General features: G+C 71.7%; 24 protein-coding genes. 18 read left to right on the top strand and 6 right to left on the bottom strand.

All coding sequences use genetic code 11. The features are described from left to right. Complete coding sequence (locus tag ABZ565_RS18665; RefSeq protein WP_018522258.1) at positions 1 to 447, top strand: helix-turn-helix domain-containing protein; 447 nt, start codon at positions 1 to 3, stop codon at positions 445 to 447. A gap of 19 nt (positions 448 to 466) precedes the next feature. Here the strand turns inward: ABZ565_RS18665 and ABZ565_RS18670 are convergent, their stop codons facing one another. The 4 genes from ABZ565_RS18670 to ABZ565_RS18685 all read right to left on the bottom strand — a co-directional run bounded on the left by ABZ565_RS18670 (position 467) and on the right by ABZ565_RS18685 (position 4,593). Beyond that, positions 467 to 1,483 carry a LuxR C-terminal-related transcriptional regulator gene (locus ABZ565_RS18670; RefSeq protein ID WP_361027609.1) on the bottom strand — a complete coding sequence of 339 codons (1,017 nt, stop codon included), beginning with the start codon at positions 1,481 to 1,483 and terminating at the stop codon, positions 467 to 469. After that, on the bottom strand, positions 1,480 to 2,448 hold the full coding sequence (locus tag ABZ565_RS18675) for a LuxR C-terminal-related transcriptional regulator (RefSeq protein WP_361027612.1): 969 nt from the start codon (positions 2,446 to 2,448) through the stop codon (positions 1,480 to 1,482). The genes ABZ565_RS18670 and ABZ565_RS18675 overlap by 4 nt, the downstream gene beginning before the upstream one ends. After that, positions 2,445 to 3,425, bottom strand: coding sequence for a LuxR C-terminal-related transcriptional regulator (locus tag ABZ565_RS18680; RefSeq protein ID WP_361027615.1), 981 nt, complete (start codon positions 3,423 to 3,425; stop codon positions 2,445 to 2,447). The genes ABZ565_RS18675 and ABZ565_RS18680 overlap by 4 nt, the downstream gene beginning before the upstream one ends. A gap of 184 nt (positions 3,426 to 3,609) precedes the next feature. Continuing rightward, the gene (locus ABZ565_RS18685) at positions 3,610 to 4,593 is read right to left on the bottom strand and encodes a helix-turn-helix transcriptional regulator (protein ID WP_361028017.1); all 984 of its coding nucleotides are present in this window, start codon (positions 4,591 to 4,593) and stop codon (positions 3,610 to 3,612) included. Between the two features lie 140 nt (positions 4,594 to 4,733). Between ABZ565_RS18685 and ABZ565_RS18690 the strand changes: the two genes are divergently transcribed. Together ABZ565_RS18690 and ABZ565_RS18695 are read left to right on the top strand one after the other, a co-directional pair. Further along, the gene (locus tag ABZ565_RS18690; RefSeq protein WP_361027618.1) at positions 4,734 to 4,943 is read left to right on the top strand and encodes a hypothetical protein; all 210 of its coding nucleotides are present in this window, start codon (positions 4,734 to 4,736) and stop codon (positions 4,941 to 4,943) included. Between the two features lies 1 nt (position 4,944). Further along, the gene (locus ABZ565_RS18695) at positions 4,945 to 5,265 is read left to right on the top strand and encodes a hypothetical protein (protein ID WP_018102083.1); all 321 of its coding nucleotides are present in this window, start codon (positions 4,945 to 4,947) and stop codon (positions 5,263 to 5,265) included. Positions 5,266 to 5,370: 105 nt separating this feature from the next. Here the strand turns inward: ABZ565_RS18695 and ABZ565_RS18700 are convergent, their stop codons facing one another. Then, complete coding sequence (locus ABZ565_RS18700) at positions 5,371 to 5,775, bottom strand: TIGR03618 family F420-dependent PPOX class oxidoreductase (protein WP_361027622.1); 405 nt, start codon at positions 5,773 to 5,775, stop codon at positions 5,371 to 5,373. Between the two features lie 214 nt (positions 5,776 to 5,989). Here ABZ565_RS18700 and clpB point away from each other — a divergent pair, with 214 nt between their 5' ends. The 3 genes from clpB (at position 5,990) to ABZ565_RS18715 (ending at position 10,804) form a co-directional block, all read left to right on the top strand. Continuing rightward, complete coding sequence (clpB, locus tag ABZ565_RS18705) at positions 5,990 to 8,584, top strand: ATP-dependent chaperone ClpB (protein WP_361027625.1); 2,595 nt, start codon at positions 5,990 to 5,992, stop codon at positions 8,582 to 8,584. Between the two features lie 310 nt (positions 8,585 to 8,894). Then, positions 8,895 to 10,160, top strand: coding sequence for an MFS transporter (locus ABZ565_RS18710; RefSeq protein WP_361027627.1), 1,266 nt, complete (start codon positions 8,895 to 8,897; stop codon positions 10,158 to 10,160). Between the two features lie 80 nt (positions 10,161 to 10,240). Beyond that, the gene (locus ABZ565_RS18715; RefSeq protein WP_361027630.1) at positions 10,241 to 10,804 is read left to right on the top strand and encodes a YbjN domain-containing protein; all 564 of its coding nucleotides are present in this window, start codon (positions 10,241 to 10,243) and stop codon (positions 10,802 to 10,804) included. Positions 10,805 to 10,875: 71 nt separating this feature from the next. Here the strand turns inward: ABZ565_RS18715 and ABZ565_RS18720 are convergent, their stop codons facing one another. Beyond that, positions 10,876 to 12,054 carry a pyridoxal phosphate-dependent aminotransferase gene (locus ABZ565_RS18720; protein WP_361027633.1) on the bottom strand — a complete coding sequence of 393 codons (1,179 nt, stop codon included), beginning with the start codon at positions 12,052 to 12,054 and terminating at the stop codon, positions 10,876 to 10,878. A gap of 135 nt (positions 12,055 to 12,189) precedes the next feature. Between ABZ565_RS18720 and ABZ565_RS18725 the strand changes: the two genes are divergently transcribed. The 12 genes from ABZ565_RS18725 (at position 12,190) to kynU (ending at position 24,500) form a co-directional block, all read left to right on the top strand. Next, positions 12,190 to 12,489, top strand: a complete 300-nt coding sequence (locus ABZ565_RS18725) for a hypothetical protein (protein WP_361027636.1) — start codon at positions 12,190 to 12,192, stop codon at positions 12,487 to 12,489. A 336-nt stretch (positions 12,490 to 12,825) separates the two neighbouring features. Then, positions 12,826 to 13,347: a DUF2617 family protein gene (locus ABZ565_RS18730; protein ID WP_361027638.1), complete on the top strand. Its 522-nt coding sequence runs from the start codon at positions 12,826 to 12,828 to the stop codon at positions 13,345 to 13,347. Between the two features lie 84 nt (positions 13,348 to 13,431). After that, positions 13,432 to 15,030, top strand: coding sequence for a polyamine aminopropyltransferase (locus ABZ565_RS18735; RefSeq protein ID WP_361027640.1), 1,599 nt, complete (start codon positions 13,432 to 13,434; stop codon positions 15,028 to 15,030). 108 nt (positions 15,031 to 15,138) lie between these two features. Continuing rightward, the gene (locus ABZ565_RS18740; RefSeq protein WP_361028020.1) at positions 15,139 to 16,296 is read left to right on the top strand and encodes an SRPBCC domain-containing protein; all 1,158 of its coding nucleotides are present in this window, start codon (positions 15,139 to 15,141) and stop codon (positions 16,294 to 16,296) included. A 21-nt stretch (positions 16,297 to 16,317) separates the two neighbouring features. After that, positions 16,318 to 17,115: an aldose 1-epimerase gene (locus tag ABZ565_RS18745; RefSeq protein ID WP_361027643.1), complete on the top strand. Its 798-nt coding sequence runs from the start codon at positions 16,318 to 16,320 to the stop codon at positions 17,113 to 17,115. A 95-nt stretch (positions 17,116 to 17,210) separates the two neighbouring features. Then, complete coding sequence (gene pyrE / locus ABZ565_RS18750) at positions 17,211 to 17,750, top strand: orotate phosphoribosyltransferase (RefSeq protein WP_018102092.1); 540 nt, start codon at positions 17,211 to 17,213, stop codon at positions 17,748 to 17,750. A 200-nt stretch (positions 17,751 to 17,950) separates the two neighbouring features. Beyond that, positions 17,951 to 18,973 (top strand): class II fructose-bisphosphate aldolase, encoded by a 1,023-nt coding sequence (gene fbaA / locus ABZ565_RS18755; RefSeq protein ID WP_361027646.1) that lies wholly within the window; start codon positions 17,951 to 17,953, stop codon positions 18,971 to 18,973. 94 nt (positions 18,974 to 19,067) lie between these two features. After that, a complete protein-coding gene (locus ABZ565_RS18760) occupies positions 19,068 to 20,234 on the top strand; it encodes a MalY/PatB family protein (RefSeq protein ID WP_361027649.1) in 1,167 nt (388 codons plus the stop codon). 45 nt (positions 20,235 to 20,279) lie between these two features. Next, positions 20,280 to 21,800: an MFS transporter gene (locus ABZ565_RS18765; RefSeq protein WP_361027652.1), complete on the top strand. Its 1,521-nt coding sequence runs from the start codon at positions 20,280 to 20,282 to the stop codon at positions 21,798 to 21,800. A gap of 91 nt (positions 21,801 to 21,891) precedes the next feature. After that, positions 21,892 to 22,305: a DUF3151 domain-containing protein gene (locus ABZ565_RS18770; RefSeq protein WP_361027655.1), complete on the top strand. Its 414-nt coding sequence runs from the start codon at positions 21,892 to 21,894 to the stop codon at positions 22,303 to 22,305. A 157-nt stretch (positions 22,306 to 22,462) separates the two neighbouring features. Continuing rightward, complete coding sequence (locus ABZ565_RS18775; RefSeq protein ID WP_361027658.1) at positions 22,463 to 23,311, top strand: tryptophan 2,3-dioxygenase family protein; 849 nt, start codon at positions 22,463 to 22,465, stop codon at positions 23,309 to 23,311. Continuing rightward, positions 23,304 to 24,500, top strand: a complete 1,197-nt coding sequence (gene kynU, locus ABZ565_RS18780; protein ID WP_361027661.1) for a kynureninase — start codon at positions 23,304 to 23,306, stop codon at positions 24,498 to 24,500. The genes ABZ565_RS18775 and kynU overlap by 8 nt, the downstream gene beginning before the upstream one ends. Positions 24,501 to 24,622: the final 122 nt, after the last annotated feature.

Consider the following 24,622-nt stretch of genomic DNA (forward strand, 5'->3'; position numbering starts at 1 on the left):
GTGGACGGCCGACGGCGTAATCCTTACGAACTGACCGACGAGTCCCCGGTGTACGTGATCTCGATCGCGGCCCAGCTCTCGGGCCTGCATCCGCAGACACTGCGCCAGTACGACCGCCTCGGCCTGGTCTCCCCGGACCGCACGGCCGGACGCGGCCGGCGCTACTCGGCCCGCGACATCGAGCTGTTGCGTACGGTGCAGCAGCTGTCGCAGGACGAGGGCATCAACCTCGCCGGCATCAAGCGCATCATCGAGCTGGAGAACCAGGTCGCGGCGCTCCAGCAGCGCGTCGCCGAACTCTCGGCGGCCGTGGACGGAGCCGCGGCCGCCATGCAGCAGCGCGAGGCCCAGGTCCACGCCTCGTACCGGCGCGACCTGGTCCCGTATCAGGACGTGCAGCAGACCAGCGCCCTGGTGGTCTGGCGCCCCAAGCGCCCGAAGGACTGACCCCGCGCCACGCGGCCCGTCACCCCGGTTGTCCCGGCGTGGCGGGCCGGTTCGCGTTGTCCGCCGGTACGGGGGCGGCGGGCCCCTCCACGATGCCGGAGCGGATGAGCAGGGCGCCGAGGTGGGTGCGGCTGGTGGCGTCGAGGGTGTGCATGAGTTTGGCGATGTGGGCGCGGCAGGTGCGGATGCTGATGCCGAGCTTCTCGGCGGCGGCCTGGTCGGTGCAGCCGTCGACGAGGAGGCGGGCGATGCTCTGCTGGACGGCGGTGACGGGGGCGCCGGGCAGGGCGGCGGGGAGGTGCTGGGTGAAGGGCGTGGCTCCGGCCCAGAGGGTTTCGTAGATGGCGGCGAGGGAGCGCACCAGGGCGGGGTGGCGGATCTCCAGGGCGGCGCTGCCGTCGGGGTCGGCGGGGAGGTACGCGACGGTCCGGTCGAAGACGATGAGACGGTCGATGGCCCGTTCCACGGTGCGGACCTCCAGGAGTCCGCTGGGCAGCTGGGCCACGTACTCCCTGAGGCCGGTGCTGTAGCGCGCGGAGTGCTGGTAGATGTGCCGGACGCGGACGCCCCGTGCGACCGTGGGCAGTGTCCCCGACAGCGCGATCTGGAGCTGTTCCGGTGTACGGGTGCTGCCGGGCTGGATGGTCAGGATCTCGTCCCGGGCATCGTGCGCGGAGCCGTTGATGGACGCCTGGATGGCCGACCGTCCGTGGAGCGTGACGAGGAGGACGGGTCCCCGGTTCGCCGAGGTGAGGGGGACGAGGGACTTCGCCAGCAGGTCGATCGCACGTACCTGGTCGAGGACTTGGCGGGCGAGCGGATGCAGCAGGTGCGCCAGGCCGGCGGTGGGCGGTACGGGGCGCAGCCGGAGACTGTCGTGGGGGTCGGGGACGAGCAGGGCGCCGTCGGCGAGGCAGGGTACGTGCGCGGCGGCGGACCGGGCGATGCTGCCCTGGGTGAGCGCCTGTGTGTACAGGCCGATGGCCTCGTCGCACGGTTCGCTTCCGCCGTGGCCGTGTTCGGTGGGCAGGGTCATCGGGTGGGCTCCACGATGCCGGAGCGGATGAGCAGGGCGCCGAGGTGGGTGCGGCTGGTGGCGTCGAGGGTGTGCATGAGTTTGGCGATGTGGGCGCGGCAGGTGCGGATGCTGATGCCGAGCTTCTCGGCGGCGGCCTGGTCGGTGCAGCCGTCGACGAGGAGGCGGGCGATGCTCTGCTGGACGGCGGTGACGGGGGCGCCGGGGGCGGTGGTGGGCAGGGGGTCGCCGAAGGGTGTGGCACGGGCCCAGAGCGTTTCGTAAACGCCGGCCAGGTAGCGCACGAGGGCGGGGTGGCGGATCTCCAGGGCGGCGCTGCCGTCGGGGTCGGCGGGGAGATAGGCGACCGCCCGGTCGAAGACGAGCATGCGGCCCACGCTCTGCTCCATCGTGCGGATCTGGAGGCGGCCGGACGGGATCTCCGCCAGGTACTCCTTGAGCCGAGGGCTGTAGCGCGCCGAGTGCTGGTAGAGATGCCTGAGCCGTCCGCCCGCCGCGAGCACGAACTCCGCGTTCGTCCGGCCCTGGCGCATGTTGTGGGCCAGACGGTTGCCGCCGGGCTGGGCGGTCAGGACCTCCTCCCTGGCCGCCTGCGAGGCGTTGTGGAGCGTGGCGCGTATCCGGGCGGGGCCTTCGATCACGGTGATCGAACGGTTGGGGTCCTCGTCGGCGCCCGCGAGCAGCGGCAGCAGGGAGCGGGTCAGCTCGGTCGTCAGCCGGAGCCGTGCGTCGATCTCCCGGCTGAGGGGGCTGAGCAGTTGCCCCAGGACCGCGGACGGCGGCACGGGGCGCAGCCACGCCTCGTTCCGGGGGTCGGGGATGAGCAGGCCGAGGCCGGTGAGACAGGGGGCGGGCTCCGTGGCACTGCGGGCGATGCGGCCGGCGGCGAGGGCGTCCCCGTAGAGGGCGAGGGCGGCTTCGCAGAGTTCCCGGTCGCTGTGGGGGTGCGTCGCCGGGACGGTCATTCCCCGGCGCCTTCCACGATGCCGGACTGGACGAGCAGGGCGCCGAGGTGGGTCCGGCTGGTGGCGTCGAGGGTGTGCATGAGTTTGGCGATGTGGGCGCGGCAGGTGCGGACGCTGATGGCCAGCTTGCGGGCCACGACCTGGTCGGTGTTGCCCTCGACGAGGAGCCGGGCGATGCTCAGTTGGGTGGCGGTGATCGGGACGTCGTGCGTGGGCGCCTGGAGGGGGGCCGTCAGCGGCTTGGCCTGGGCCCACAGCACCTCGTACACCTGGATCAGGTAGCGCACGAGTGCGGGGTGGCGGATCTCCAGGGCGATGTCGCGCCGCGGACTGGCCGGGATGAAGGCGACGGTGCGGTCGAAGACGAAGAGGCGCTCGACGGTCTGCTCGATAGTGCGTACCTGGATGAAGCCCGGCGGTATGTCGTCCAGGTACGCCTTGATGGCCGGGCTGTACCGGGCCGGGTGCTGGTAGATGTGACGCAGTGTCACGCCCCGGCCGGCCATGGACAGTGCCCGGTCCAGCGCCTTCTTGAGCTGGTCCACGGGGCGGTTGCCACTGGGCTGGAGGGTCAGGACCTCCTCCCGTGCGCCGTCCGTGGCGTTCTGGATGGCTGCCTCGATCAGCGGGAGGCCCTCGAGAACGGTGATGGCGAGGTTGGGGTCGGTGCTGGCGACGGAGGCCAGGGGGGCCAGGGAGTCGGCCAGGGCGGCGGAGAGCCGTATGCGCTGGTGGATCTCCCGGGTGACGGGCTGGAGCAGATGGGCGAGCGCCGCGGACGGAGGGACCGGCCGGATCCAGCCATCGTCCTGGGGATCGGGGTGGACGAGGGCCAACTCGGCGAGGCACGGGACGGGTTCGAGAGCGGAGCGGGGCAGCCGGCCGACTCTGAGCGCTTCGGTGTAGATCCTGACGCCGGCATCGCACAGTTCGAGATCACCGTGCGGCTGATGCGATATGCCCTCGTCCTTGCCCATTCGTGACCCCCCACTTTTGGCAGTGCAGCAAGATGACGGTGGTGCCAGCCTAGTTCCCGGGCCAGTGTGGAGGTGTCGGGGGAGCCGGGAACTCTCCCGGCTGATCAAGGGCGTGGCCACGCTCTCCCCCATTGCGTGGCGTGCCCGACCGGCCCGGGGGGTGGGGATCTTTGGGGCCGGCCGGTCAGGAATCCTGGTCCAGGATTCCTGACCGGGCGATCAGATAGCCGAGTTGGGCGCGGCTGGTGCTGCCGAGCGCGGCAGCGAGCTTGGCGACATGGGCCCGGCAAGTACGGACGTTCATACCGAGCCGACGGGCGATCGAGTCGTCGACGTGTCCCTCGACGAGCAGCTGGGCGATGGAGTGCTGAACCCCGCTGATCCCCAGTCGAGTCGGTTCGTATTTGATCTCCTCCCGCAAGGGAGCCGCCCGCGTCCAGAGCTGCTCGAACACGTTGGCCAGGTACTCGACGAGTCCGGGATGGCGCAGTTCCAGAGCGACTTGACGGTCGTCCTGGGCAGGGATGAAGGCCACCGTCCGGTCGAACACGATCAGGCGCTCGATGAGCTCCTCAAGTGTCCGGATCTCCACGTCGCTGTCCGCCATGCGCTCCGCGTACGCGAGTGTGCTGGGGCTGTGCCGCACGGTGTGCTGATAGAGGGTACGCATCCGGACACCGCGCTGGACGACCGAGAGGCCGCGGTCCAGCGATTTGCTGAGACGGTCCTCGATGCGTCCCCCGCCGGGCTGGACCGTGAGGACTTCCGTGTGGCACTCCGCCGTGGCCTGGTCGAGCGCGGCGTTGATCCGGTTGACGCCCTCCAGCACGGTGATCGCGTGGGTGACGGGAGGGCCCTGGGTGCTGATGTCCATAAATGGCTCGAATGACTCGGTCAGCTGGACCGTATGCCTGCGGCGCTCAAGGATCTCCCGTTCCAGGGGCTGCAGGTGCTGGGCCAGCGCGACCGAAGGCGGGACTGGCCGGAGCCACGCCGGGTCATCCGGGTCGGGGTGAAGCAGAGCGAAATCTACGAGGCAGGGAGCCGGTTCGATGTCCGCCCGCGCTATGCGTCCCACGCGCAACGCGCTGGCGTAAAGGTGCTCCCCGGCCTGGCAAAGTTCGGTGATCCCATGAGGATGTGCCGGTTTCGTGCTTATTGTGGCCATATCTTCACCCCCCAGGTTCATGAACATACAGGAACATGATGCATCTCCTCAGTGGTGCTTGCGTGCCCCCGTGAGACATCGTTTTTGATGCGGGGGAGAGGAATCCACAAGTGAGGACGAAGCCGACTATGTATAAGCGAATGCTTCGCTCGGCGCTTGCCGCGTCGTTCGTTGCGGCCCTGGGCATAGGACTGTTGGGCGGCAGCGGCTTTGAGCAGGTCAGCATCGGCGCCGCCTCTGCCGGGGACATCGGCTGGACCGTCTCGCCCGCCAAGTCGGACATCGGCTGGACCGTCGCGCCCGCCGGTTCGGACATTGCCTCGGCTGCGTCGACCGGTGCGGGCGCCTGACATGACCACTCCCCCGGACGATCGCACCTTCAGGCGCGAGATGGCGACCGCCTACCGGTCAGGGTGGCATTTCATCGATCTCGTCACGGCACTGCCCCACCGTGGTGATTCGTTGATGGTCACCCTGTTCGGTGACCCGGTCGTCGTCGCCCGCGAGGACGACGGTGAGGTCCGTGCCTACCGTTGTCTGCGCAAGCCGCGGGGCGCGCCGCAGCCGGTGCGCTGTGCCATCCGGTACGACATGATCTTTGTGAATCTCGCACAGCGTGACCACCAGCTGTTCGAGCCCGAAACCATTGCCGCCACCCCCCACAGTGCCTGAGCGATCCCCCGTCGTTCCACGTCGCTCAGTCACTTCCCCCACACAACGGCGCCACCGTGACCTGAACACGGTGGCGCCGTTGTGCTTTGTCCGCGGGCGGCACGCTCAGCCGCGGCCCAGCGCCCGGTCCAGGGTGATCTCGATGACGACCCGGTCCGGGTTGGGGGACGGAACCCGGTCGTAGCGCTCCGTGTGGCGGCGTACGGCCTCCGCGACGCGCTCCGGGTCCGTGCTGATCCTGGCCACGCCCTCCAGGGTCGCCCAGCGGCGGCGATGCACCTGGCACGCCGCGACCCGGGCGCCGTCCGGGCCCGCGGCCAGGATGTTGGCCACCTTGCGGCTGTGCTTGTTGGTGATGACCCGGGCGAGACCCGCCTCGGGGTCGTACGTCACACACACCGGGACCACGTGCGGCGTGCCGTCCGGGCGGGGCGTGGTGAGCGTGCACACGTGGTTCTCGCGCCAGAACGCGAGGTACTCGGGGCTCGGCTGGTGTACGTCGACTGCCATGGCCCCAGCGTATGCGGGCCCATGCGCGCTGCGGTGGCGGGTACGAGGGGTGGCCGCTTCACTCGGAGAGGGGACAGGGCCGCGTTTTCGCCTTGAGTGGAATGCGCTCAACTCTTGGCGGGGGCTACCTTGAGTGGAATAGACTCAACTTTGTACACGTTGACCGTGTCAGCAGTGGGAACGGACTCGTCATCGCAAGGAGGAGACAGCGCACGTGGACGCCGAGCTGACCAACAGGAGCAGGGACGCCATCAACGCGGCCACCAGCAGGGCCGTGAAGGAGGGGCACCCCGATCTGACCCCGGGGCATCTGCTGCTGGCGCTGCTCTCGGGCGAGGACAACGAGAATCTGGTCGATCTGCTGGCCGCCGTCGAGGCCGACCAGATCGCCGTACGCGCCGAGACGGAACGGCTCCTGGCCGCGCAGCCCAGCGTGACCGGGTCGACCGTCGCACCGCCCCAGCCCAACCGCGAGCTGCTGGCCGTCGTCGCGGACGCCGCGCAGCGCGCCAAGGAGCTGGGCGACGACTACGTGTCCACCGAGCACCTGCTGATCGGGATCGCCGCGAAGGGCGGCCGTGCCGGTGAGATCCTCGACGGACAGGGGGCCAGTGCGAAGAAGCTGCTGGACGCGTTCGAGAAGAGCAGGGGAGGGCGCCGGGTGACCACTCCCGACCCGGAGGGCCAGTACAAGGCCCTGGAGAAATTCGGCACGGACTTCACCGCCGCCGCGCGCGAGGGCAAGCTCGACCCGGTCATCGGCCGGGACCAGGAGATCCGCCGCGTCGTCCAGGTGCTCTCGCGGCGCACCAAGAACAACCCGGTGCTCATCGGTGAGCCGGGCGTCGGCAAGACCGCCGTGGTCGAAGGGCTCGCCCAGCGCATCGTGAAGGGCGACGTTCCCGAATCCCTCAAGGACAAACGGCTCGTCTCGCTCGACCTGGGCGCCATGGTCGCGGGCGCGAAGTACCGCGGCGAGTTCGAGGAGCGCCTGAAGACCGTCCTCTCCGAGATCAAGGAGAGCGACGGCCAGATCATCACGTTCATCGACGAGCTGCACACCGTCGTGGGCGCGGGCGCCGGCGGCGACTCCGCGATGGACGCGGGCAACATGCTCAAGCCGATGCTGGCCCGCGGCGAGCTGCGGATGGTCGGCGCGACCACGCTGGACGAGTACCGCGAGCGGATCGAGAAGGACCCCGCCCTGGAGCGGCGCTTCCAGCAGGTGCTGGTCGCCGAGCCCTCCGTGGAGGACACCATCGCGATCCTCCGCGGTCTCAAGGGGCGTTACGAGGCCCACCACAAGGTCCAGATCGCGGACGCGTCCCTGGTCGCCGCCGCGACCCTGTCCGACCGCTACATCACCTCCCGCTTCCTCCCCGACAAGGCCATCGACCTCGTGGACGAGGCGGCCTCCCGGCTGCGCATGGAGATCGACTCCTCGCCCGTCGAGATCGACGAGCTCCAGCGCTCCGTCGACCGGCTGCACATGGAGGAGCTGGCCCTCAGGAACGAGACCGACGCCGCCTCCAAGCAGCGCCTGGAGAAGCTGCGCCGCGACCTCGCCGACAAGGAGGAGGAGCTGCGCGGCCTCAACGCCCGCTGGGAGAAGGAGAAGCAGGGCCTCAACCGGGTCGGTGAGCTGAAGGAGCGCCTGGACGACCTGCGCGGCCAGGCCGAACGCGCCCAGCGCGACGGCGACTTCGACACCGCGTCGAAGCTGCTGTACGGGGAGATCCCCGGCCTGGAACGCGAGCTGGCCGAGGCCGACGAGGCCGAGCAGGAGGCCGCCCGCGAGCCCAAGGAGACCCTGGTCAAGGAAGAGGTCGGGCCGGACGACATCGCCGATGTCGTGGGCGCCTGGACCGGCATCCCGGCCGGCCGCCTTCTGGAGGGCGAGACGCAGAAGCTGCTGCGCATGGAGTCGGAGCTGGGCAAGCGCCTGATCGGGCAGACCGAGGCCGTGGAGGCCGTGTCGGACGCGGTGCGCCGCACCCGCGCCGGCATCGCCGACCCCGACCGCCCGACCGGCTCGTTCCTGTTCCTCGGCCCGACCGGTGTCGGCAAGACCGAACTGGCGAAGGCCCTCGCGGACTTCCTCTTCGACGACGAGCGGGCCATGGTCCGCATCGACATGAGCGAGTACAGCGAGAAGCACAGCGTCGCCCGCCTGGTCGGTGCTCCGCCCGGGTACGTCGGTTACGAGGAGGGCGGCCAGCTCACGGAGGCGGTCCGCCGCCGCCCGTACACCGTCGTCCTGCTGGACGAGGTCGAGAAGGCCCACCCCGAGGTCTTCGACATCCTGCTCCAGGTCCTGGACGACGGCCGGCTCACCGACGGACAGGGCCGGACGGTGGACTTCCGGAACACCATCCTGATCCTGACGTCCAACCTCGGCAGCCAGTACCTGACGGATCCCCTGGTCAAACCGGAGGAGAAGAAGCGCCAGGTTCTGGAGGTCGTCCGGGCCTCCTTCAAGCCGGAGTTCCTGAACCGGCTGGACGACCTGGTGGTCTTCTCCGCCCTGTCCGGCGACGAGCTGGCGCACATCGCGGGCCTCCAGATCGACCGGCTCGCCAAGCGCCTGGCCGACCGGCGGCTCACCCTGGAGGTCACCCCGGAGGCCCTGGCCTGGCTGGCCGAGGAGGGCAACGACCCGGCGTACGGCGCCCGGCCGCTGCGCCGCCTCATCCAGACGGCGATCGGCGACCGGCTCGCGAAGGAGATCCTGGCGGGCGAGATCACGGACGGCGACACGGTCCGCGTGGACCGCTTCGAGGACGGCCTGATCGTGGGCGCGGCGAGCTGAGAGAGCAGCCGGCAGGTGTGGTCGGCCGGGAATGTGACACCCGAGAAGTCGGGTGTCACATTCCCGCTCCGTGTGATCCACTTTTCAACATCGGTATTGAGCCAAAGGCCGAGCTCGTCCTGGGTGCGTCAACTCCTTCCGGGCAACGGTCAAAGGCTCCCTCGCATCCCTTCTGGCAAGGGAGTTCGGGGCACGGAGCCACGCCGTGCGGCCTGGCGTGCACGCACGAACAGGACACCGCGCTTCACCTGCGGCAGCCTTCCCACCGCAGGGGTTAGAGGTCGAATCGGGTGGCCGGTAGCGTGCGCGCATGAACGAGCGGATAGGCGATGAGATAAACAACGGGCCCAAGAAGTCCAGATCTGACAATCTCTTTCACCTTGGCGAATTCCGTACCATTTGGTCTGCTTATGCTCAGTCGATCCTGGGCGACCAGCTGGCTCGCGTGGCGTTGTCGTTGCTAGTTTTCGAGCGTACGAAATCACCGGGATGGACCGCGGCGACCTATGCCCTGACCACCCTGCCGGCCCTGCTGTCCGGAGTACTGCTCTCCGGCCTCGCGGACCGGTTTCCCCGGCGCACGGTCATGGTCACCTGCGATCTCACCCGGATGGTGCTGGTCGGGCTGATGGCGTTGCCGGGCATGCCGCTGCCGCTGCTAGCCGGACTGCTGGTGCTGGCACAGCTGGCCGAGGCGCCGTTCAGCGCGGCCCAGGGCGCGATGCTGCCCACCCTGCTCGGCGTCGAGCGCTACGAGCGCGGCCAGCGGATCATGCAGATCACCCATCAGGCCGGCCAGCTGGTCGGATTCGCCGGGGGTGGCCTGCTCGTCGCGTGGCTGGGCAGCAGCCGCTCGCTGGCGGTGAACGCAGCGTCCTTCCTGCTCTCGGCCGCCCTCATCAGATTCGGGGTGAAGGCCCGCCCGGTCGCGAGCGCCGAGGCCCGGACGGCGAAGCTCGGCGCGCAGGTCGGCGCCGCCGCCGCACTGATCTGGTCGGACCGCAGGCTCCGCTCGCTGCTCGTCATGGGCTGGCTCGCCGGCTTCGTCGTCCTGCCGGAGGGGCTGGCCGCCCCATTCGCGGACGAGGCAGGCGGCGGGGCCTACGCGGTGGGGTTGCTGCTGGCCTCGCATCCGGCGGGCATGGTGCTGGGTGCGGCCGTGCTCGTACGGCCGGGGATCGGGGACGAGACCCGGCGTCGGCTGCTGGGCCCGCTGGCCGTCGCCGCGAATCTGCCGCTGGTCGGTTACCTGCTCGATCCCAGTACGGAAGTAGCCATGCTCCTGCTGTTCGTCGCCGGGGTGTGCTCGGCGTATCAGGTCACCGCCGGGGCCACCTTCGTCCTGCTGACCCCGGCCGACCGACGGGGCCAGGCGCTGGGGCTCGCCCGGTCGGGGATGATCGCCATGCAGGGCGTCGGTGTGGCGTCCGGGGGCGCCGTGACCGAGCTGACCGGCTCCCCGGCGACCACCATCGGGGCCGCCGGGCTCCTGGGGGTTGTTTGTGCCGTCCTGACCGCTGCGGCCTGGACCCGGGTGCGGGGCGCCGGGGCAGGGATGATTCCGGAGAAGGCGTAGCCCGGGCGGTCTACGCCGCGACGGCCAAACGCGGTTAGGGTCGTCGGCAGGAAACCACGAGATCCACAGGAGTACCAGCGATGTCTATCGACCCGTCCTCGATTCCTAACTTCGGGGCTCAGCCCGAACCGCAGGCGGCAGGACCGGAGGGCCCCGTCGTCCCTGACCAGGACCTCGTCAAGCAGCTGCTGGACCAGATGGAGCTGAAGTACGTCGTCGACGACGAGGGCGACCTCGCCGCGCCGTGGGAGGAATTCCGCACGTACTTCATGTTCCGCGGCGAGGGCGAGCAGCAGGTCTTCTCGGTCCGTACGTTCTACGACCGCCCGCACGCCACGGACCAGCGCCCGGTCCTCCTCGACGCGATCGACGACTGGAACCGCCGCACCCTGTGGCCCAAGGTCTACACGCACACCCACGAGCCCGAGGAGGGTTCGGAGGAGGACGGTCCCTCGGTCCGCCTGATCGGTGAGGCGCAGATGCTCATCGGCACCGGCGTCTCCCTGGAGCACTTCGTCTCCTCGACGGTCAGCTGGGTGCGCGCCTCCATCGAGTTCGACAAGTGGCTGCTGGAGCGCCTGGGCCTGGCCCCGGCCGAGGAGAAGGCCGAGGACGGCACGGAGCAGTCCGCTCCGGACGCCTGAGCCCTCACACGCATGAGGTCTCCCAGGTAGGCGGTCAGGTCGGGGAACCCCGTGCCGGGCCTCCTCATGCGTCAGAGCCGCTTCAGCCGGGAAACGGCCTCCTGGAGCACGTCCGTACGTTTGCAGAACGTGAAGCGGACGAAGGGTGCGCCCTGGTCGCGGTGGTCGTAGAAGACGGCGTTGGGGACGGCCACCACGCCGCAGCGTTCCGGTAGCGCCCGGCAGAACGCGATGCCGTCGCCGGTGGCGTCGAGCGGGCGGATGTCGGTGGTGACGAAGTACGTGCCGGCCGGCCGGTAGACCGCGAATCCGGCCTCGGCGAGGCCCGCGCACAGCAGGTCCCGCTTGGCGCGCAGGTCCGCGCGCAGCTCCTCGTAGAAGCTGTCGGGCAGCCGCAGCGCCTCGGCGACGGCGTACTGGAGGGGCCCGCCGGAGACGTACGTCAGATACTGCTTCGCCGAGCGCACAGCCGTCACCAGCTCGGCGCTCCCGGTGACCCAGCCGATTTTCCAGCCGGTGTACGAGAACGTCTTTCCGGCGGACGAGATGGTGACCGTGCGGTCGCGCATGCCGGGGAAGCCGGCCAGCGGCAGGTGCTCGCCCTCGAAGACCAGGTGCTCGTAGACCTCGTCGGTGACGACGAGCAGGTCGTGCTCGCAGGCCAGTTCCGCGATCGCGTGCAGTTCCTCGCGGCTGAGGACGGTGCCGGTGGGGTTGTGCGGGGTGTTGATCAGCAGCAGCCGGGTACGCCGGGTGACCGCCGCCCGCAGTTCGTCGAGATCCAGCCGGTAGGTGCCCGCGGAGGTGTCGGGGCGCAGCGTGACGGGAACGCGCGTCGCGCCCGCCATCGCGATGCAGGCGGCGTACGAGTCGTAGTACGGCTCCAGCGCGATGACCTCGTCGCCGGGCTCCAGGAGCGCCAGGAGCGAGGCGGCGATGGCCTCGGTGGCGCCCGCGGTGACCAGTACCTCCGTGTCGGGGTCGTACGCCAGGCCGTAGCGCCGCTGCTGGTGGCCGGTGATCGCGGTGCGCAGCTCGGGAACGCCGGGGCCGGGCGGGTACTGGTTTCCGTGCCCGGCGCGCAGGGCACGCACCGCGGCTTCGCGGATCTCCTCGGGGCCGTCGGTGTCCGGGAACCCCTGGCCGAGGTTGATGGCTCCGGTGCGGACGGCCAGCGCGGACATCTCCGCGAAGATCGTCGTGCCGAACTCGGCGAGGCGGCGGTTGAGCAGCGGTCGTCCGTGTGTCATGGCCGCCATCCTGCGCGCAAGCTCTGGACTTGCTCAAGTCTGCTTTGGCCGTACGGCGGCGGGGGCATCTCCCCTGCACGCCGGAAGGGCGCGGAGCGGGGGGCCTCGCTTCGGGGGACGGAAGGACGTGAGGTCATGGGCGGTGTGCTGGTCGGGGTGATTCTGGTCGTGCTGGTGATCGTCCTCGTCGCGATGCTGGCGGGGGCCGGCGGGCGGGGGCGTACGCCGGCGCGCAGCAGGCGGCGGGGTACGGCGGGCGGCGCGGCCGCCGGGGGCAGCTGGTGGGCCGGGGACAGCGGCGGCGGCTCGTCCTGCGGCAGCGGGGGGCACTCGGGCGGCCACTCCTGCGGCGGGGGGTCCTCGTGCGGCGGGGGGTCCTCGTGCGGCGGAGGTTCCTCCTGCGGCGGCGGAGGCGGATGCGGCGGAGGCAGCTGACACGGGGCAGTTGGTCCGCGAGGGCGTGAGCTCGAACGCGCCCTGAGGCCCGGCGGGACGCGCGGCTCACGCGCCAAGTCCCGCCGGGCTCCTTTTTGTTGAGGTCTCTCACGGGTCTGCGGTGAACAGGTGAACGGGAGGCCCCCCGAGGGGGATGGAAACCCCGGCAAGTTGGGCAAAAACGCTGTGAGTGCGGCGTAGTTCGTGATTCCCTCGTGGGAGAGAACATCCAGCCCTCGGACCCCAGTTGGACCTGATCGGGCGCTTCCCACCTCCCACGCGCACGACGCGGGGGCGTCCCCTGTCCATGTGTCCATGTGTTTGCGGAGCCGACCCATGCTCACGACCCTTCATACGGCCTATTCCGACACCCGTGCCGCCGATCTGGCCTGGGCCCTGGGGCGCGAACCGCTCCCGGCGCTGGCCGTCCTCGACCTCGAACTCGCCGGCGCCACCCTGCAGCTGCGGCTGCTCGGCGCCTCCCACCAGGTGCTCCTCGAGGAGGAGCAGGGCAGCTGTTCCGAGACCGTCGCCTGCATGCCCGGCAGCAGCACCCCGCTGCCGCTGGGCGTCGCCAAGCGGATCGGTGACTGGGAGTACGAGTTCGCGGCCCGCGTCGAGACGCTGAACGCGGGCTCCTTCGCCGGGCGCGCGCAGGAGCTGCTGGCGCTCGTCGCCGACCATCCGCACGGCCTGGCCGGAACGTTTCCGGGCAGCCCGCACGCCTTCACCGCCATGCTCGCGCAGCGGACCGAGGGCCAGGTGCGGTGGCGCACCTGGCACGCGTACCCGCAGGAGGGCCGGCTCGTCGTGACGCGGACCCGGGTGGGCGTGCGGACACCCGCGGTGGCGCTGTAACGCACGCCTGCCACGCCGCAGGTGCGCCACTTACACCCTTGTGGGTGACAAGCGGCGAGCGATCGGTGACGTAGCGTTCGCGGCATGATCGACCAGCAGGTGTCGCTGCGAGGGGGCGCGGCGCGGCTTCCCGTCCGGCCGAGGACCGGTCGGTACCTCGTGCTGGCCGCCGTCTTCGTCTGTGCCGCCTGCGGACTGGTGTACGAGCTGGAACTGGTGGCGCTCGCCTCCTACTTGATCGGTGACTCGGTCACCCAGGCGTCCGTCGTGCTCTCCGTGATGGTGTTCGCGATGGGGATCGGCTCGCTGCTCGCGAAACGTTTACGCGACCGGGCGGCGGTGGGCTTCGGGCTGATCGAGGCGGCACTCGCCCTGGTGGGCGGCTTTTCGGCGCTGGTGCTCTACGCGTCGTTCGCCTGGTTCGGCGAGTCGCGGTACGCGCTGGTCGCGTTCTCGCTGACGATCGGCGTCCTGATCGGCGCGGAGATCCCTCTGCTCATGACGCTGATCCAGCGGGTGGACCGGCAGGACGCGGGCGGGGCCGTCGCCGATCTGTTCGCGGCGGACTACGTGGGCGCGCTCGTCGGCGGTCTCGCCTTCCCGTTCCTGCTGCTGCCGATGCTCGGCCAGCTCTCCGGCGCGCTGCTGACCGGTGCGGTGAACGCGGCGGCGGGCGGGGCGCTGGTGCTGTGGGTGTTCCGGCGGGACGTGACCCCCAGGGCGCGGTGGCTGCTGATCGCCGCCAATGTCACGGTGATCGCCGTGCTGGCCACCGCCGCGCTGCTGGCCGACGACTTCGAGCGGGCGGCGCGGCGCGCGGTGTACGGGGACCAGGTGCGGGTCGCCGTGCAGACCGATGTGCAGGAGGTCGTGCTGACCGGGGCCGGCCGCAGCTCCCTGGACCTCTATCTCGACGGGCGGCTGCGGGTCAGCTCGCGCGACGAGTACCGCTACCACGAGGCGCTGGTGCACCCGGCGATGAACGGGACCCACGCCCGGGTGCTGATCCTGGGCGGCGGGGACGGGCTGGCGGCGCGGGAGGTGCTGCGCTACCCGGACGTGCGCAGCGTGACCCTGGTCGAGCTGGACCCGGCCGTCACCCGACTGGCCCGTACGGACCACGCGCTCTCCGCGCTGAACGCGCACGCGCTGGACGACCCCCGCGTGACGACGGTGACCGATGACGCGTTCACCTGGCTGCGGACTGCCCGCGACCGCTACGACGTGGTGATCTCCGACCTCCCCGCCCCCGGGATCTCCGCCAGTACGAAGCTCTACTCGGCGGAGTTCTACGGCCTGGTCGCCGAGGCCCTCGCGCCGGACGGACGGCTCGCGGTGCACGCGGGACCGCCCGTCGGCCGGCCGCGCACCTACTGGACGGTCGACGCCTCCATGCGGGCCGCCGGGCTGCGTCCGCGCCCCTATCGGATCAGTGGGCGCCGGTCGGGCTTCGCGGCCGGCCCCGACCGGGCCGGGGGCGATGCGGACGGGGACCGCGGCTGGGGGTTCCTGCTGGCCGGGACGGCTGCGACGCCCCCGCTCGGTCTGGCCCCGGACGCGCCCCCACTGCGCTCCCTGAGCGTGCCGGGGCTGCTGGACGCGGGGCGCAGGGCGGAGGCCGGGCGGCTGTCCGGCCTCGCCCCGTCGACGCTGGTGCACCCGCGCTACTGGGAGGGTCGGTGAGGGCGCGGTCCCGGTGGCCGCGGTGACGGGGTGCGGGGGCGGTCGCGGGTGCGGAAGCGCTGACGGGACGGCCGGGGCTGAGTAGGCTCTTTCACCATGGAGCATGAGGTGTTCGTTCCGGTTCCGGTCCCGGCCCTGCGGCGGACGCTGGGCGACCCCGTCCGGGTCGCCCGCTGCGTACCGGGGTTCCAGCAGGACGCCGACGCGTCGGCGGGCCCCCTGGCGGGCCGGCTCAGAATCCGGGCAGGCGGCCACACCATCACGTACCGGGGCGCGCTGCGCCTCACGCCGTTGCCGGGTGACCCCGACGTGGACTCCGTGCACGCCGTCCTGGTGGAGGGCGAGGGCGCGGAGGCCCGGGGCGGTGGCTCGGTGAAGCTGTCGCTGACCCTCCGGCTGACGGAGGGCGACGAGGGCACATCGATCGCCTTCGAGGGCGGGGCGAGCGGCGACGGCCGCCTGCGGGACCTGGAGCCGGCGGCGGCGCTGTCGACGGCCCACCGCCTGCTGGACCGGTTCGCCCAGCAGCTCGTGACGGAGTCACTGGCCGCCCAGGGCGAGGGCGCGGCCGACGAGGCGTGGGGCGGCGGGGCGGGAGGCGCCGGTGGCGCGGCGGCTTCGGGCGAGGGGGCTTCCGGCGGCGGGGCGGGGGCTCCGGAGGAGGGGGCGTCCGGCGGCGGTGCTTCCGCCGGCACGCCGGAGACGCCGGGTGCCGCCGAGGTCGCCGCCGATGAGCTGGCCGTCGGGGAAGCCGTGGAGAAGGCGCTCGAGGAGGCCGCCGAGGCGGCGGACCAGACGGGCCCCGAGCCCTCGGCCGGTTCCCCGCTCAGCGGTTCCGGGCCCCTGAGCGGCGCCGACGAGTCGCTGCCGACGCATGAGGCCGCCCCGGACGAGGCGCCGGGCGTGGAGCAGCCGGGGGAGCGGGGCGCGGAGCCGGACGGGGAGCCCTCGCAGACCGGGGAGCCGTCGCAGGACGGGGAGTCCCTGTTCGACGCGCCCGTCCCGCCGTCGTCGCTCGACCCGGTTGCCGGAATCGAGTTCACCGTGCCGGACGGGCCTCCGGCCGAGGCCGCGCACGCCCGGCGCACCATGATCGGACGCAGCGCGGAGGAGGTCGACCACGCCCCGCCGCGCGGTCGTTACGCCCCCGTGCCCTCTCCGGATTCGGGCGGTGCGGGTGCGACGCTGCGCTGGGTCGCCCCGGCGGCGGCCCTGGCCCTCGCCTCGGCGGTGGTCGTCAGCCGGGCGCTGCGGCGCCGGAGGTAGCGGCGCCAGTAGGGTCGTCCCGTGAGCAGTAGCGAGAAGGACGTCCGGCTCTCCGTCGGCGACACAGAGTTGACCGTGAACCCCGCCAACGGCTGCCGTATCAGCAGCCTGCGGATCGGCGGTACCGAACTACTGCGGCAGGGGGAGCGGTACGGCTGCTTCCCGATGGTGCCGTGGTGCGGGAGGACCGAGAACGGGCAGTTCCGCGACGGCGGTGTCCTCCACCAGCTGCCGCTGACCGCTCCTCCGCACGCCATCCACGGCACCGGCCGCGACACGGCGTGGCACACCGCCCTGGAGAGTGGGACGCAGGCGTCGTTCTACTACGATCTGGCCGACCCCTGGCCGTTCCCGGGCCGGGTGACCCAGACCTTCGAACTGGCCGAGGACTCCCTCACGTTGACCTTCGGCATCGAGACGTACGGGGATTCCTTCCCGGCCCAGGCGGGCTGGCACCCGTGGTTCCGCCGCCGCCTCGACACCGGCGAGGAGGTCCGTGTCGACTTCGACGCCGCCTGGCAGGAGGAGCGCGGCGAGAACCACCTGCCGACCGGCCGCCGGATTCCGCCCCTGCCCGGCCCGTGGGACGACTGCTTCGGGATGCCGGACGGCGTCGACGTCACCCTCACCTGGCCGGAACGGCTGGAGCTGACGGTGAAGAGCCGCTCCGAGTGGGTCGTGATCTACGACGAGCAGGACGAGGCGGTCTGTGTGGAGCCGCAGTCGGGCCCGCCGAACGGGCTGAACACCGACCCTCGCTATGTCACCCCGATCGAGCCGCTGGAGATCGCCACCACCTGGAGCTGGCGCCGGCTCTGAGCGCGGGGTGCCGGCCGGGTGGGCGGCCTCCGGCCTCGGCCGGCTCATGCCTCGGGCGGGCCGCCGCGGAAAGCGCGCGCCTTATCCTCGTAGCCATGACTGACGTACGTGCTGAGCTGCTGCAGCAGATCAAGGACAAGGCCGTGGTTCACGGCAAGGTGACGCTCTCCTCCGGCCTGGAGGCCGACTGGTACATCGATCTGCGCCGCATCACGCTGGACGGCAAGGCCGCCCCGATGGTCGGCCAGGTCATGCTCGACGCGACGGCCGAGCTGGACTACGACTGCGTGGGCGGGCTGACGCTCGGCGCCGACCCGGTCGCCACGTCGATGCTGCACGCCTCCGCGGCCCGCGGCCAGGAGCTGGACGCCTTCGTCGTCCGCAAGGCGCAGAAGGCCCACGGGATGCAGCGCCGGATCGAGGGCGCGGACGTGAAGGGCCGTCGCTGCCTCGTCGTCGAGGACACCTCGACCACCGGCGGCTCGCCGCTGACCGCCGTCGAGGCCGTGCGTGAGGCCGGAGGCGAGGTCGTCGCCGTGGCCGTGATCGTGGAGCGCGGTGCCGCTCCGGCCATCGCCGAGGCGGGCCTCCCGTACGTCCACGTCTACACCGTTCCGGACCTCGATCTGGCGTGACCTGCGGGTTTCTCCGGAGGCGGCCGGTTTCACGTGAAACCGGCCGCCTTTGTCGTATCCCTGCGAACGGGAACCGCCGATCCTGGGGGCACCGCCGGGTGGAGCCGGAACCAGAGTCTGGGAGGATGGGGGCGACGATGACGTCGCCCCCAGGTCAGGGACCCAGCAACGCACACCCGCACATCCCAAGGAGCGGACAGATGCCCATCGCAACCCCCGAGTCATACGCCGAGATGCTCGACCGGGCGAAGGCAGGCAAGTTCGCCTACCCGGCCATCAACGTGACGTCGACCCAGACCCTGCACGCCGCCCTGCGCGGCTTCGCGGAGGCCGAGAGCGACGGCATCGTGCAGATCTCGACCGGCGGCGCGGAGTTCCTGGGCGGCCAGTACAACAAGGACATGGTCACGGGCGCCGTCGCGCTGGCCGAGTTCGCGCACATCGTCGCCGCCAAGTACGACATCACCGTCGCGCTGCACACCGACCACTGCCCCAAGGACAAGCTGGACGGCTATGTCCGCCCGCTGCTCGACGTCTCCGCCGAGCGCGTCGCCAAGGGTCTGAACCCGCTGTTCCAGTCGCACATGTGGGACGGCTCGGCCGAGACGCTGGCCGACAACCTGGCCATCGGCCAGGAGCTGCTGGCCAAGGCCGCCGCCGCCAAGATCATTCTTGAGGTCGAGATCACCCCGACCGGTGGCGAGGAGGACGGCGTCACCCACGAGATCAACGACGAGCTCTACACCACGGTGGACGACGCGCTGCGCACCGCCGAGGCGCTCGGCCTGGGCGAGAAGGGCCGCTACCTGCTGGCCGCCTCGTTCGGCAATGTGCACGGCGTCTACAAGCCGGGCAACGTCGTCCTGCGCCCGGAGCTCCTCAAGGACCTCCAGGAGGGCGTCGGCGCCAAGTACGGCAAGACCTCCCCGTTCGACTTCGTCTTCCACGGCGGCTCCGGCTCCACCGCCGAGGAGATCTCCACCGCGCTGGAGAACGGCGTCGTGAAGATGAACCTCGACACCGACACCCAGTACGCCTTCACCCGCCCGATCGTGGACCACGTGTTCCGCAACTACGACGGTGTGCTGAAGGTCGACGGCGAGGTCGGCAACAAGAAGGTCTACGACCCGCGCAGCTGGGGCAAGTCCGCCGAGGGCGGCATGGCCAAGCGCGTCACGGAGGCGTGCGCCAACCTGCGCTCCACCGGCACCAAGCTGAAGTAATCCGGTACGGATGTGTGGCGTGGGCCCGTCACCCCTCGGGGTGCCGGGCCCACGGCATGTCCGGGCCCGTCACGCACGACCCGAGGGAACAGCTGTGAGTACGTCCTACGACTTCGACACCGTGATCGACCGCCGCGGAACCTGGTGCGTCCAGTGGGACGGGGTCGCGGACCGCTTCGGGGTGGACGGCCTGCTGCCGTTCACCATCTCCGACATGGACTTCGAGACCGCCCCCGAGGTGCTGGCCGCCCTGCGGACCCGGCTCGAACACGGCGTACTCGGCTACACGGACTGGCGGCTGGGCGACTTCCGGTCGGCCATCGCCCACTGGTACGCGACGCGGTACGGCACCGCGATCGACACCGGGAGCCTGGTGTACGGACCGTCCGTCCTCAGCCAGGTCTCGCAGCTGCTCCAGATGTGGACGGCCGAGGGCGACGGCGTGGTCCTGCACACGCCCACGTACGACGGCTTCCGCAAGGCGATCCACGGACTCGGGCGGGAGCTGCGGGGCGTGCCGCTGGGGGACACGGACGCACTGGAGCGGGAGCTCGCGCGGCCGGACAGCAAGGTCCTCGTGGTCTGCTCTCCGCACAACCCGTCCGGGCGGGTGTGGACGGAGGCGGAGCTCGCCGGGATGGCCGAGCTCGCCGCGCGCCACGGGGTGGCCGTGATCAGCGACGAGATCCACGCGGACTTCGTGCACGACGGACGCCCGCACGTGCCGTGGACCCGCGTGGGCGGCGACGCGCGCTGGGCGGTCGTCAGTTCCGCCTCGAAGTCGTTCAACTTTCCCGCGCTGACGGGTTCGTACGGCCTCATCGGGCGGCCGGAGGACCGGACCGAGTACCTGCGCCGGATGGAGACGGCGGAGGGCCTCGCCTCACCGGCGGTGCTCTCGCTGGCCGCGCACATCGCCGCGTACCGGGAGGGCGGACCCTGGCTGGACGCGGTACGCGCGTACGTCGCGGAGAACCTGGCCCTGGTCGCCGAGCGGCTGAACGCCGCCTTCCCCGCCCTGGAGTGGGAGCCGCCGCAGGCCGGGTACCTGGCCTGGATCGATCTGCGGCGCGCGGGCGTCCAGGACGACGAGGCGTTGCAGCGCGTCCTGATCGAGCGGGAGCGCGTCGCGGTGATGCCGGGCAGCACGTACGGGGCCGAGGGCTTCGTGCGGCTGAACGTGGGGTGCGCGCGGAGCAAGGCCGAGGCCGGGCTCGACGCGCTGATCCGGGGAGTCCAGGCGGTACGGGCCGGCGCCTGACCGCTCCCGGTGGCCCTTCGGCCGCGTGCCGACGATGCTGAGGCCATGGAGAAGAGCGAGGCGGACGGGCCCGCGATCCGGGTGGCCTCCCCCGGCGGGCGCTGGATCGTCCTGACGACGGTGCTCGGGTCGGGCATGGCCATGCTCGACTCCACCGTCATCAACGTCGCCCTGCCCCGCATCGGCGATGACCTGGGGACCGACCTGGCCGCGCTCCAGTGGACCGTCAACGCCTACATGCTGACCCTGGCGGGGCTGATCCTGCTCGGCGGAGCGCTCGGCGACCGCTACGGGCGGAGGCGGGTCTTCGTGGTCGGCGTCATCTGGTTCGCCGCCGCCTCGCTGGTCTGCGGCCTCGCGCCGAACGCCCCCGTACTCATCGCCGCCCGCGCCCTCCAAGGGGTCGGCGGCGCGCTGCTGACACCCGGCTCACTGGCCCTGATCCAGGCGAGCTTCCATCCCGACGACCGGGCCCGCGCGGTCGGGCTGTGGTCCGGGTTCGGCGGGGTCGGCGCCGCCGTGGGGCCGTTCCTGGGCGGCTGGCTCGTCGACGGGCCGGGCTGGCGCTGGGTGTTTCTGCTCAATCTGCCGCTCGCCGCCGTCTGCGTGCCCGTCGCGCTGCGCCACGTACCGGAGTCCCGGGACCCGCACGCCCAGGGGCGTTTCGACGTCGCCGGAGCGGCCCTGGGCGCCCTCGCGCTCGCCCTGGTGACGTACGCGCTGATCGATGCCCCGGGGCAGGGCGCCTCGCCGGCCGTGATCGGGTCGGCGGCGGGCGGGGTGCTCCTCGGTGCCGCCTTCGTGCAGCTCGAACGACGGCGGGCACACCCGATGCTGCCGCCGTCGGTGTTCGCGTCCCGGCAGTTCACCGCCGTCAACGTCGTCACCCTGTGCGTGTACGCGGCGCTCGGCGGCTACTTCTTCCTCTCCGCGATCCAGCTCCAGGTCGTCGCCGGGTACTCGGCGCTGGGCGCCGGCACCGCACTGCTGCCGACCACCCTCCTGATGCTGCTGTTCTCGGCCGCCTCGGGCGAGCTGGGCCAGCGCATCGGTCCGCGTGTCCCGCTCACCGTCGGGCCGCTGATCGCCGCCGCCGGCATGCTGCTGATGCTGCGCGTGGGGACGGGCTCGAACTCCGTCACGGGATACCTGACCGACGTACTGCCCGCCGTGGCCGTCCTGGGCGTCGGCCTTGTCACCGTCGTGGCGCCCCTCACCGCGACCGTCCTGGCCTCCGTGGAGACAGGCCGGGCCGGGCTCGCCAGCGGCATCAACAACGCCGCCGCACGCGCCGCCGGCCTCATCGCGGTGGCCGCGTTGCCGCTGCTGGCCGGCATGGGGCCGGAGGCGTACCGGGACGCCGGGGAGTTCGCCGCGACGTTCCGGCGGGCGATGCCGATGTGCGCCGGACTGCTGGTGCTCGGCGCGCTGATCGCCTGGGCGACCGTACGCACGCCCGCCCCGGTGGACGACACCGCGCGGCCCGAGTGCGCGGTGCACTGCGGCGTCACGAGCCCGCCGCTGGAGCCCGCACCGGAGACCGAACCGCCGCACACCACCGGCTGAAGAGCGCGGCGCGTCCCGAAGCCGCACGGACCGGGGCGGGATTCGTGCCCACCGGGTCCTGGGCGGGCCCGGTGCCAGGCACACTGGGAGCATGTCGATCCACGAAAACCTGCTCGGGGGCCCGCCCCCGACCCACCTGCCCGACGACCCGGAGCCGCGCGAGCTGCTCGCCGCGGGCACCGCGCCCGCCGACGTCGCCGCGAAGTACCCGACCTCCTCGCTGGCCTGGGCGCAGCTCGCCGACGAGGCGTTCGAGGGCGGCCGGGTCATCGAGTCGTACGCCTACGCCCGCACCGGATACCACCGCGGCCTCGACGCGCTGCGCCGGGCCGGCTGGAAGGGCCACGGTCCCGTGCCGTTCGAGCACGAGCCGAACCGGGGCTTCCTCCGCGCCCTGCACGCCCTCGCGCGGGCCGCGCAGTCCATCGGCGAGCAGGAGGAGTACGAGCGCTGCTCGACGTTCCTGCGCGACTCCTCGCCGACCGCCGCCGAGACCCTCGGCTAGCCGACGCCGTACCGCAGGCCCCGCAGCTCCGCATCCGCGACTGCGGGGCCTGCGCGTGTCCGGAGGCGGCGTTTAGTATGCGAACAGGGGACCGGGGCTCCACTTCCGCAGGGAAGGGGCGGACCGCTACCCGGAAGCTCGTGTCGAGGAGACAGCGATGTCGACGATTCACCCCGACCCCGAAGCCACCGGTGCGGCGACCCCGCACCTCGACTTCGCGGGCACGACTCCGTACGAGGACTATGTCCAGGCGGATGTCCTGACCCACCTCCAGCACCTCCGCTCGGACGATCCCGGCGAGATGGTCTTCCTGGTCACCACCCAGGTCATGGAGTTGTGGTTCACCGTCATCGTCCATGAGTGGGAGACCGCCGCGCACGCGATGCGCGAGGACCGCCTGGACGTCGCGCAGGACGCGCTGAAGCGGTCACTGCGCGAGCTGGAGGCCCTGAACGCCTCCTGGACACCACTCGCCCAGCTCACACCCGCCCAGTTCAACTCCTACCGGTCCTCGCTCGGCGAGGGTTCCGGTTTCCAGTCGGCGATGTACCGGCGGATGGAGTTCCTGCTCGGCGACAAGTCCGCGTCCATGCTGGTGCCGCACCGGGGCGCGCCCCGCGTCCACGCGGAGCTGGAGAAGGCCCTCGCGGAGCCCGGCCTGTACGACGAGGCCCTCGCCCTGCTCGCCCGGCGCGGGCACGCGATCCCGGAGGCCGTGCTCGGCCGGGACCTGACCCGGAAGTACGAGCCGTCGCCCGAGGTCGAGGCCGTCTGGGCGGAGATCTACGCCAACCCGGACCAGAACGACGAGCTGGTCCGCCTCGGCGAGGTGCTCACCGATGTGGGCGAGCTGGTGTGGCGATGGCGCAACGACCATCTCCTCGCGACCCGGCGGGCCATGGGCTCCAAGACCGGCACCGGCGGCTCGGCCGGCGTGGCCTGGCTGGAGAAGCGCGCCACGAAGAACGTGTTCCCCGAGCTCTGGACGGCCCGCAGCCATGTCTGACCTGCAGGAGCGCGCACAGGCGCTCGACACCGATGACGCTCTCGCGCCGCTGCGCGAGCTGTTCACCCTGGACGACACCGTCTACCTGGACGGCAACTCGCTCGGCGCACTGCCGCGGCACGTGCCCGCCCGGGTGCAGGAGGTCCTCACGCGCGAGTGGGGCGAACTGCGCATCCGCTCCTGGGGCGAGAGCGGCTGGTGGTCGGCGCCGGAACGGATCGGTGACCGCATCGCCCCGATCGTCGGTGCGGCGGCCGGCCAGATCGTCGTCGGCGACTCGACGAGCGTGAACGTCTTCAAGGCCCTCGTCGCCGCGACCCGGCTGGCGCCGGAGGGCCGCGACGAGATCCTGGTCGACGCGCAGACGTTCCCCACCGACGGTTACATCGCCGCTTCGGCGGCCCGGATGACCGGCCACCGGATCGTCCCGGTCGCCCCCGCCGACGTGCCGGACGCGCTGGGTCCGCGGACCGCCGCCGTCCTGCTCAACCACGTCGACTACCGCTCGGGCCGGCTGCACGACCTGCCGGGGCTGACCGCCGCGGTGCGGGCCGCGGGCGCGATCGCCGTCTGGGACCTGTGCCACAGCGCGGGCGCGCTCCCCGTCGGCCTGGACGAGCACGGCGTGGACCTGGCGGTCGGCTGCACGTACAAGTACCTCAACGGCGGCCCCGGTTCGCCCGCCTACCTGTACGTCGCCGAGCGCCACCAGGCGTCCTTCGACTCGCCCCTCCCGGGGTGGACGTCGCATGCCGACCCGTTCGCGATGACGCCCGGCTACGCCCCGGCGGACGGTGCGGTGCGGGGCCGGGTCGGCACGCCCGACATCCTGTCCATGCTGGCCCTGGAAGCGTCCCTCGACGTCTGGGACGGGGTCGGGATCGAGGCGGTCCGGGCCAAGTCCCTGGCCCTGACGGACTTCTTCCTCGAGTGCGTCGAGGCGTACGCCCCCGAGGGCCGGGTCACCTCGGTCACCCCGGCCTCCCACGCGGAACGGGGCAGCCAGGTCGCGCTGCGGTGCGACGACGCCGAGCCCGTGATGGCCGAGCTGATCGCGCGCGGCGTCGTCGGGGACCTGCGCCGGCCCGATGTGCTGCGGTTCGGTTTCACACCGCTGTACGTGGGGTTCGCGGACGCGGAACGCGCGGCGCGGGTGCTCGCGGAGGTTCTGGGCGCTCCGGCGGCGTAGGCTGCCGCATCCGTCCGGTGACCGGCTCGCCCCGGTCACCGGACGGCGTCGTGGCGCGGGTCGGCCGTGACGCCGGTGCCGTGCGCGGGCTTGAGCACGGTGTGGGGGTGCCGATTCCCGGT

Origin of the sequence: Streptomyces sp. NPDC016469 (assembly GCF_040632905.1) — a bacterium.
Classification (GTDB): Bacteria; Actinomycetota; Actinomycetes; order Streptomycetales; family Streptomycetaceae; genus Streptomyces.

Coding starts and splice junctions, on each gene's coding strand:
- pyrE (WP_018102092.1), top strand. CDS start 17,211: ATGACTGACGTACGTGCTGAGCTGCTGCAGCAGATCAAGGACAAGGCC.
- ABZ565_RS18695 (WP_018102083.1), top strand. CDS start 4,945: ATGACCACTCCCCCGGACGATCGCACCTTCAGGCGCGAGATGGCGACC.
- ABZ565_RS18730 (WP_361027638.1), top strand. CDS start 12,826: ATGCTCACGACCCTTCATACGGCCTATTCCGACACCCGTGCCGCCGAT.
- ABZ565_RS18710 (WP_361027627.1), top strand. CDS start 8,895: ATGAACGAGCGGATAGGCGATGAGATAAACAACGGGCCCAAGAAGTCC.
- ABZ565_RS18715 (WP_361027630.1), top strand. CDS start 10,241: ATGTCTATCGACCCGTCCTCGATTCCTAACTTCGGGGCTCAGCCCGAA.
- ABZ565_RS18690 (WP_361027618.1), top strand. CDS start 4,734: ATGCTTCGCTCGGCGCTTGCCGCGTCGTTCGTTGCGGCCCTGGGCATA.
- ABZ565_RS18670 (WP_361027609.1), bottom strand. CDS start 1,483: ATGACCCTGCCCACCGAACACGGCCACGGCGGAAGCGAACCGTGCGAC.
- ABZ565_RS18700 (WP_361027622.1), bottom strand. CDS start 5,775: ATGGCAGTCGACGTACACCAGCCGAGCCCCGAGTACCTCGCGTTCTGG.
- kynU (WP_361027661.1), top strand. CDS start 23,304: ATGTCTGACCTGCAGGAGCGCGCACAGGCGCTCGACACCGATGACGCT.
- ABZ565_RS18685 (WP_361028017.1), bottom strand. CDS start 4,593: ATGGCCACAATAAGCACGAAACCGGCACATCCTCATGGGATCACCGAA.
- ABZ565_RS18675 (WP_361027612.1), bottom strand. CDS start 2,448: ATGACCGTCCCGGCGACGCACCCCCACAGCGACCGGGAACTCTGCGAA.
- ABZ565_RS18775 (WP_361027658.1), top strand. CDS start 22,463: ATGTCGACGATTCACCCCGACCCCGAAGCCACCGGTGCGGCGACCCCG.
- fbaA (WP_361027646.1), top strand. CDS start 17,951: ATGCCCATCGCAACCCCCGAGTCATACGCCGAGATGCTCGACCGGGCG.
- ABZ565_RS18725 (WP_361027636.1), top strand. CDS start 12,190: ATGGGCGGTGTGCTGGTCGGGGTGATTCTGGTCGTGCTGGTGATCGTC.
- ABZ565_RS18765 (WP_361027652.1), top strand. CDS start 20,280: ATGGAGAAGAGCGAGGCGGACGGGCCCGCGATCCGGGTGGCCTCCCCC.
- ABZ565_RS18735 (WP_361027640.1), top strand. CDS start 13,432: ATGATCGACCAGCAGGTGTCGCTGCGAGGGGGCGCGGCGCGGCTTCCC.
- ABZ565_RS18720 (WP_361027633.1), bottom strand. CDS start 12,054: ATGACACACGGACGACCGCTGCTCAACCGCCGCCTCGCCGAGTTCGGC.
- ABZ565_RS18770 (WP_361027655.1), top strand. CDS start 21,892: ATGTCGATCCACGAAAACCTGCTCGGGGGCCCGCCCCCGACCCACCTG.
- ABZ565_RS18680 (WP_361027615.1), bottom strand. CDS start 3,425: ATGGGCAAGGACGAGGGCATATCGCATCAGCCGCACGGTGATCTCGAA.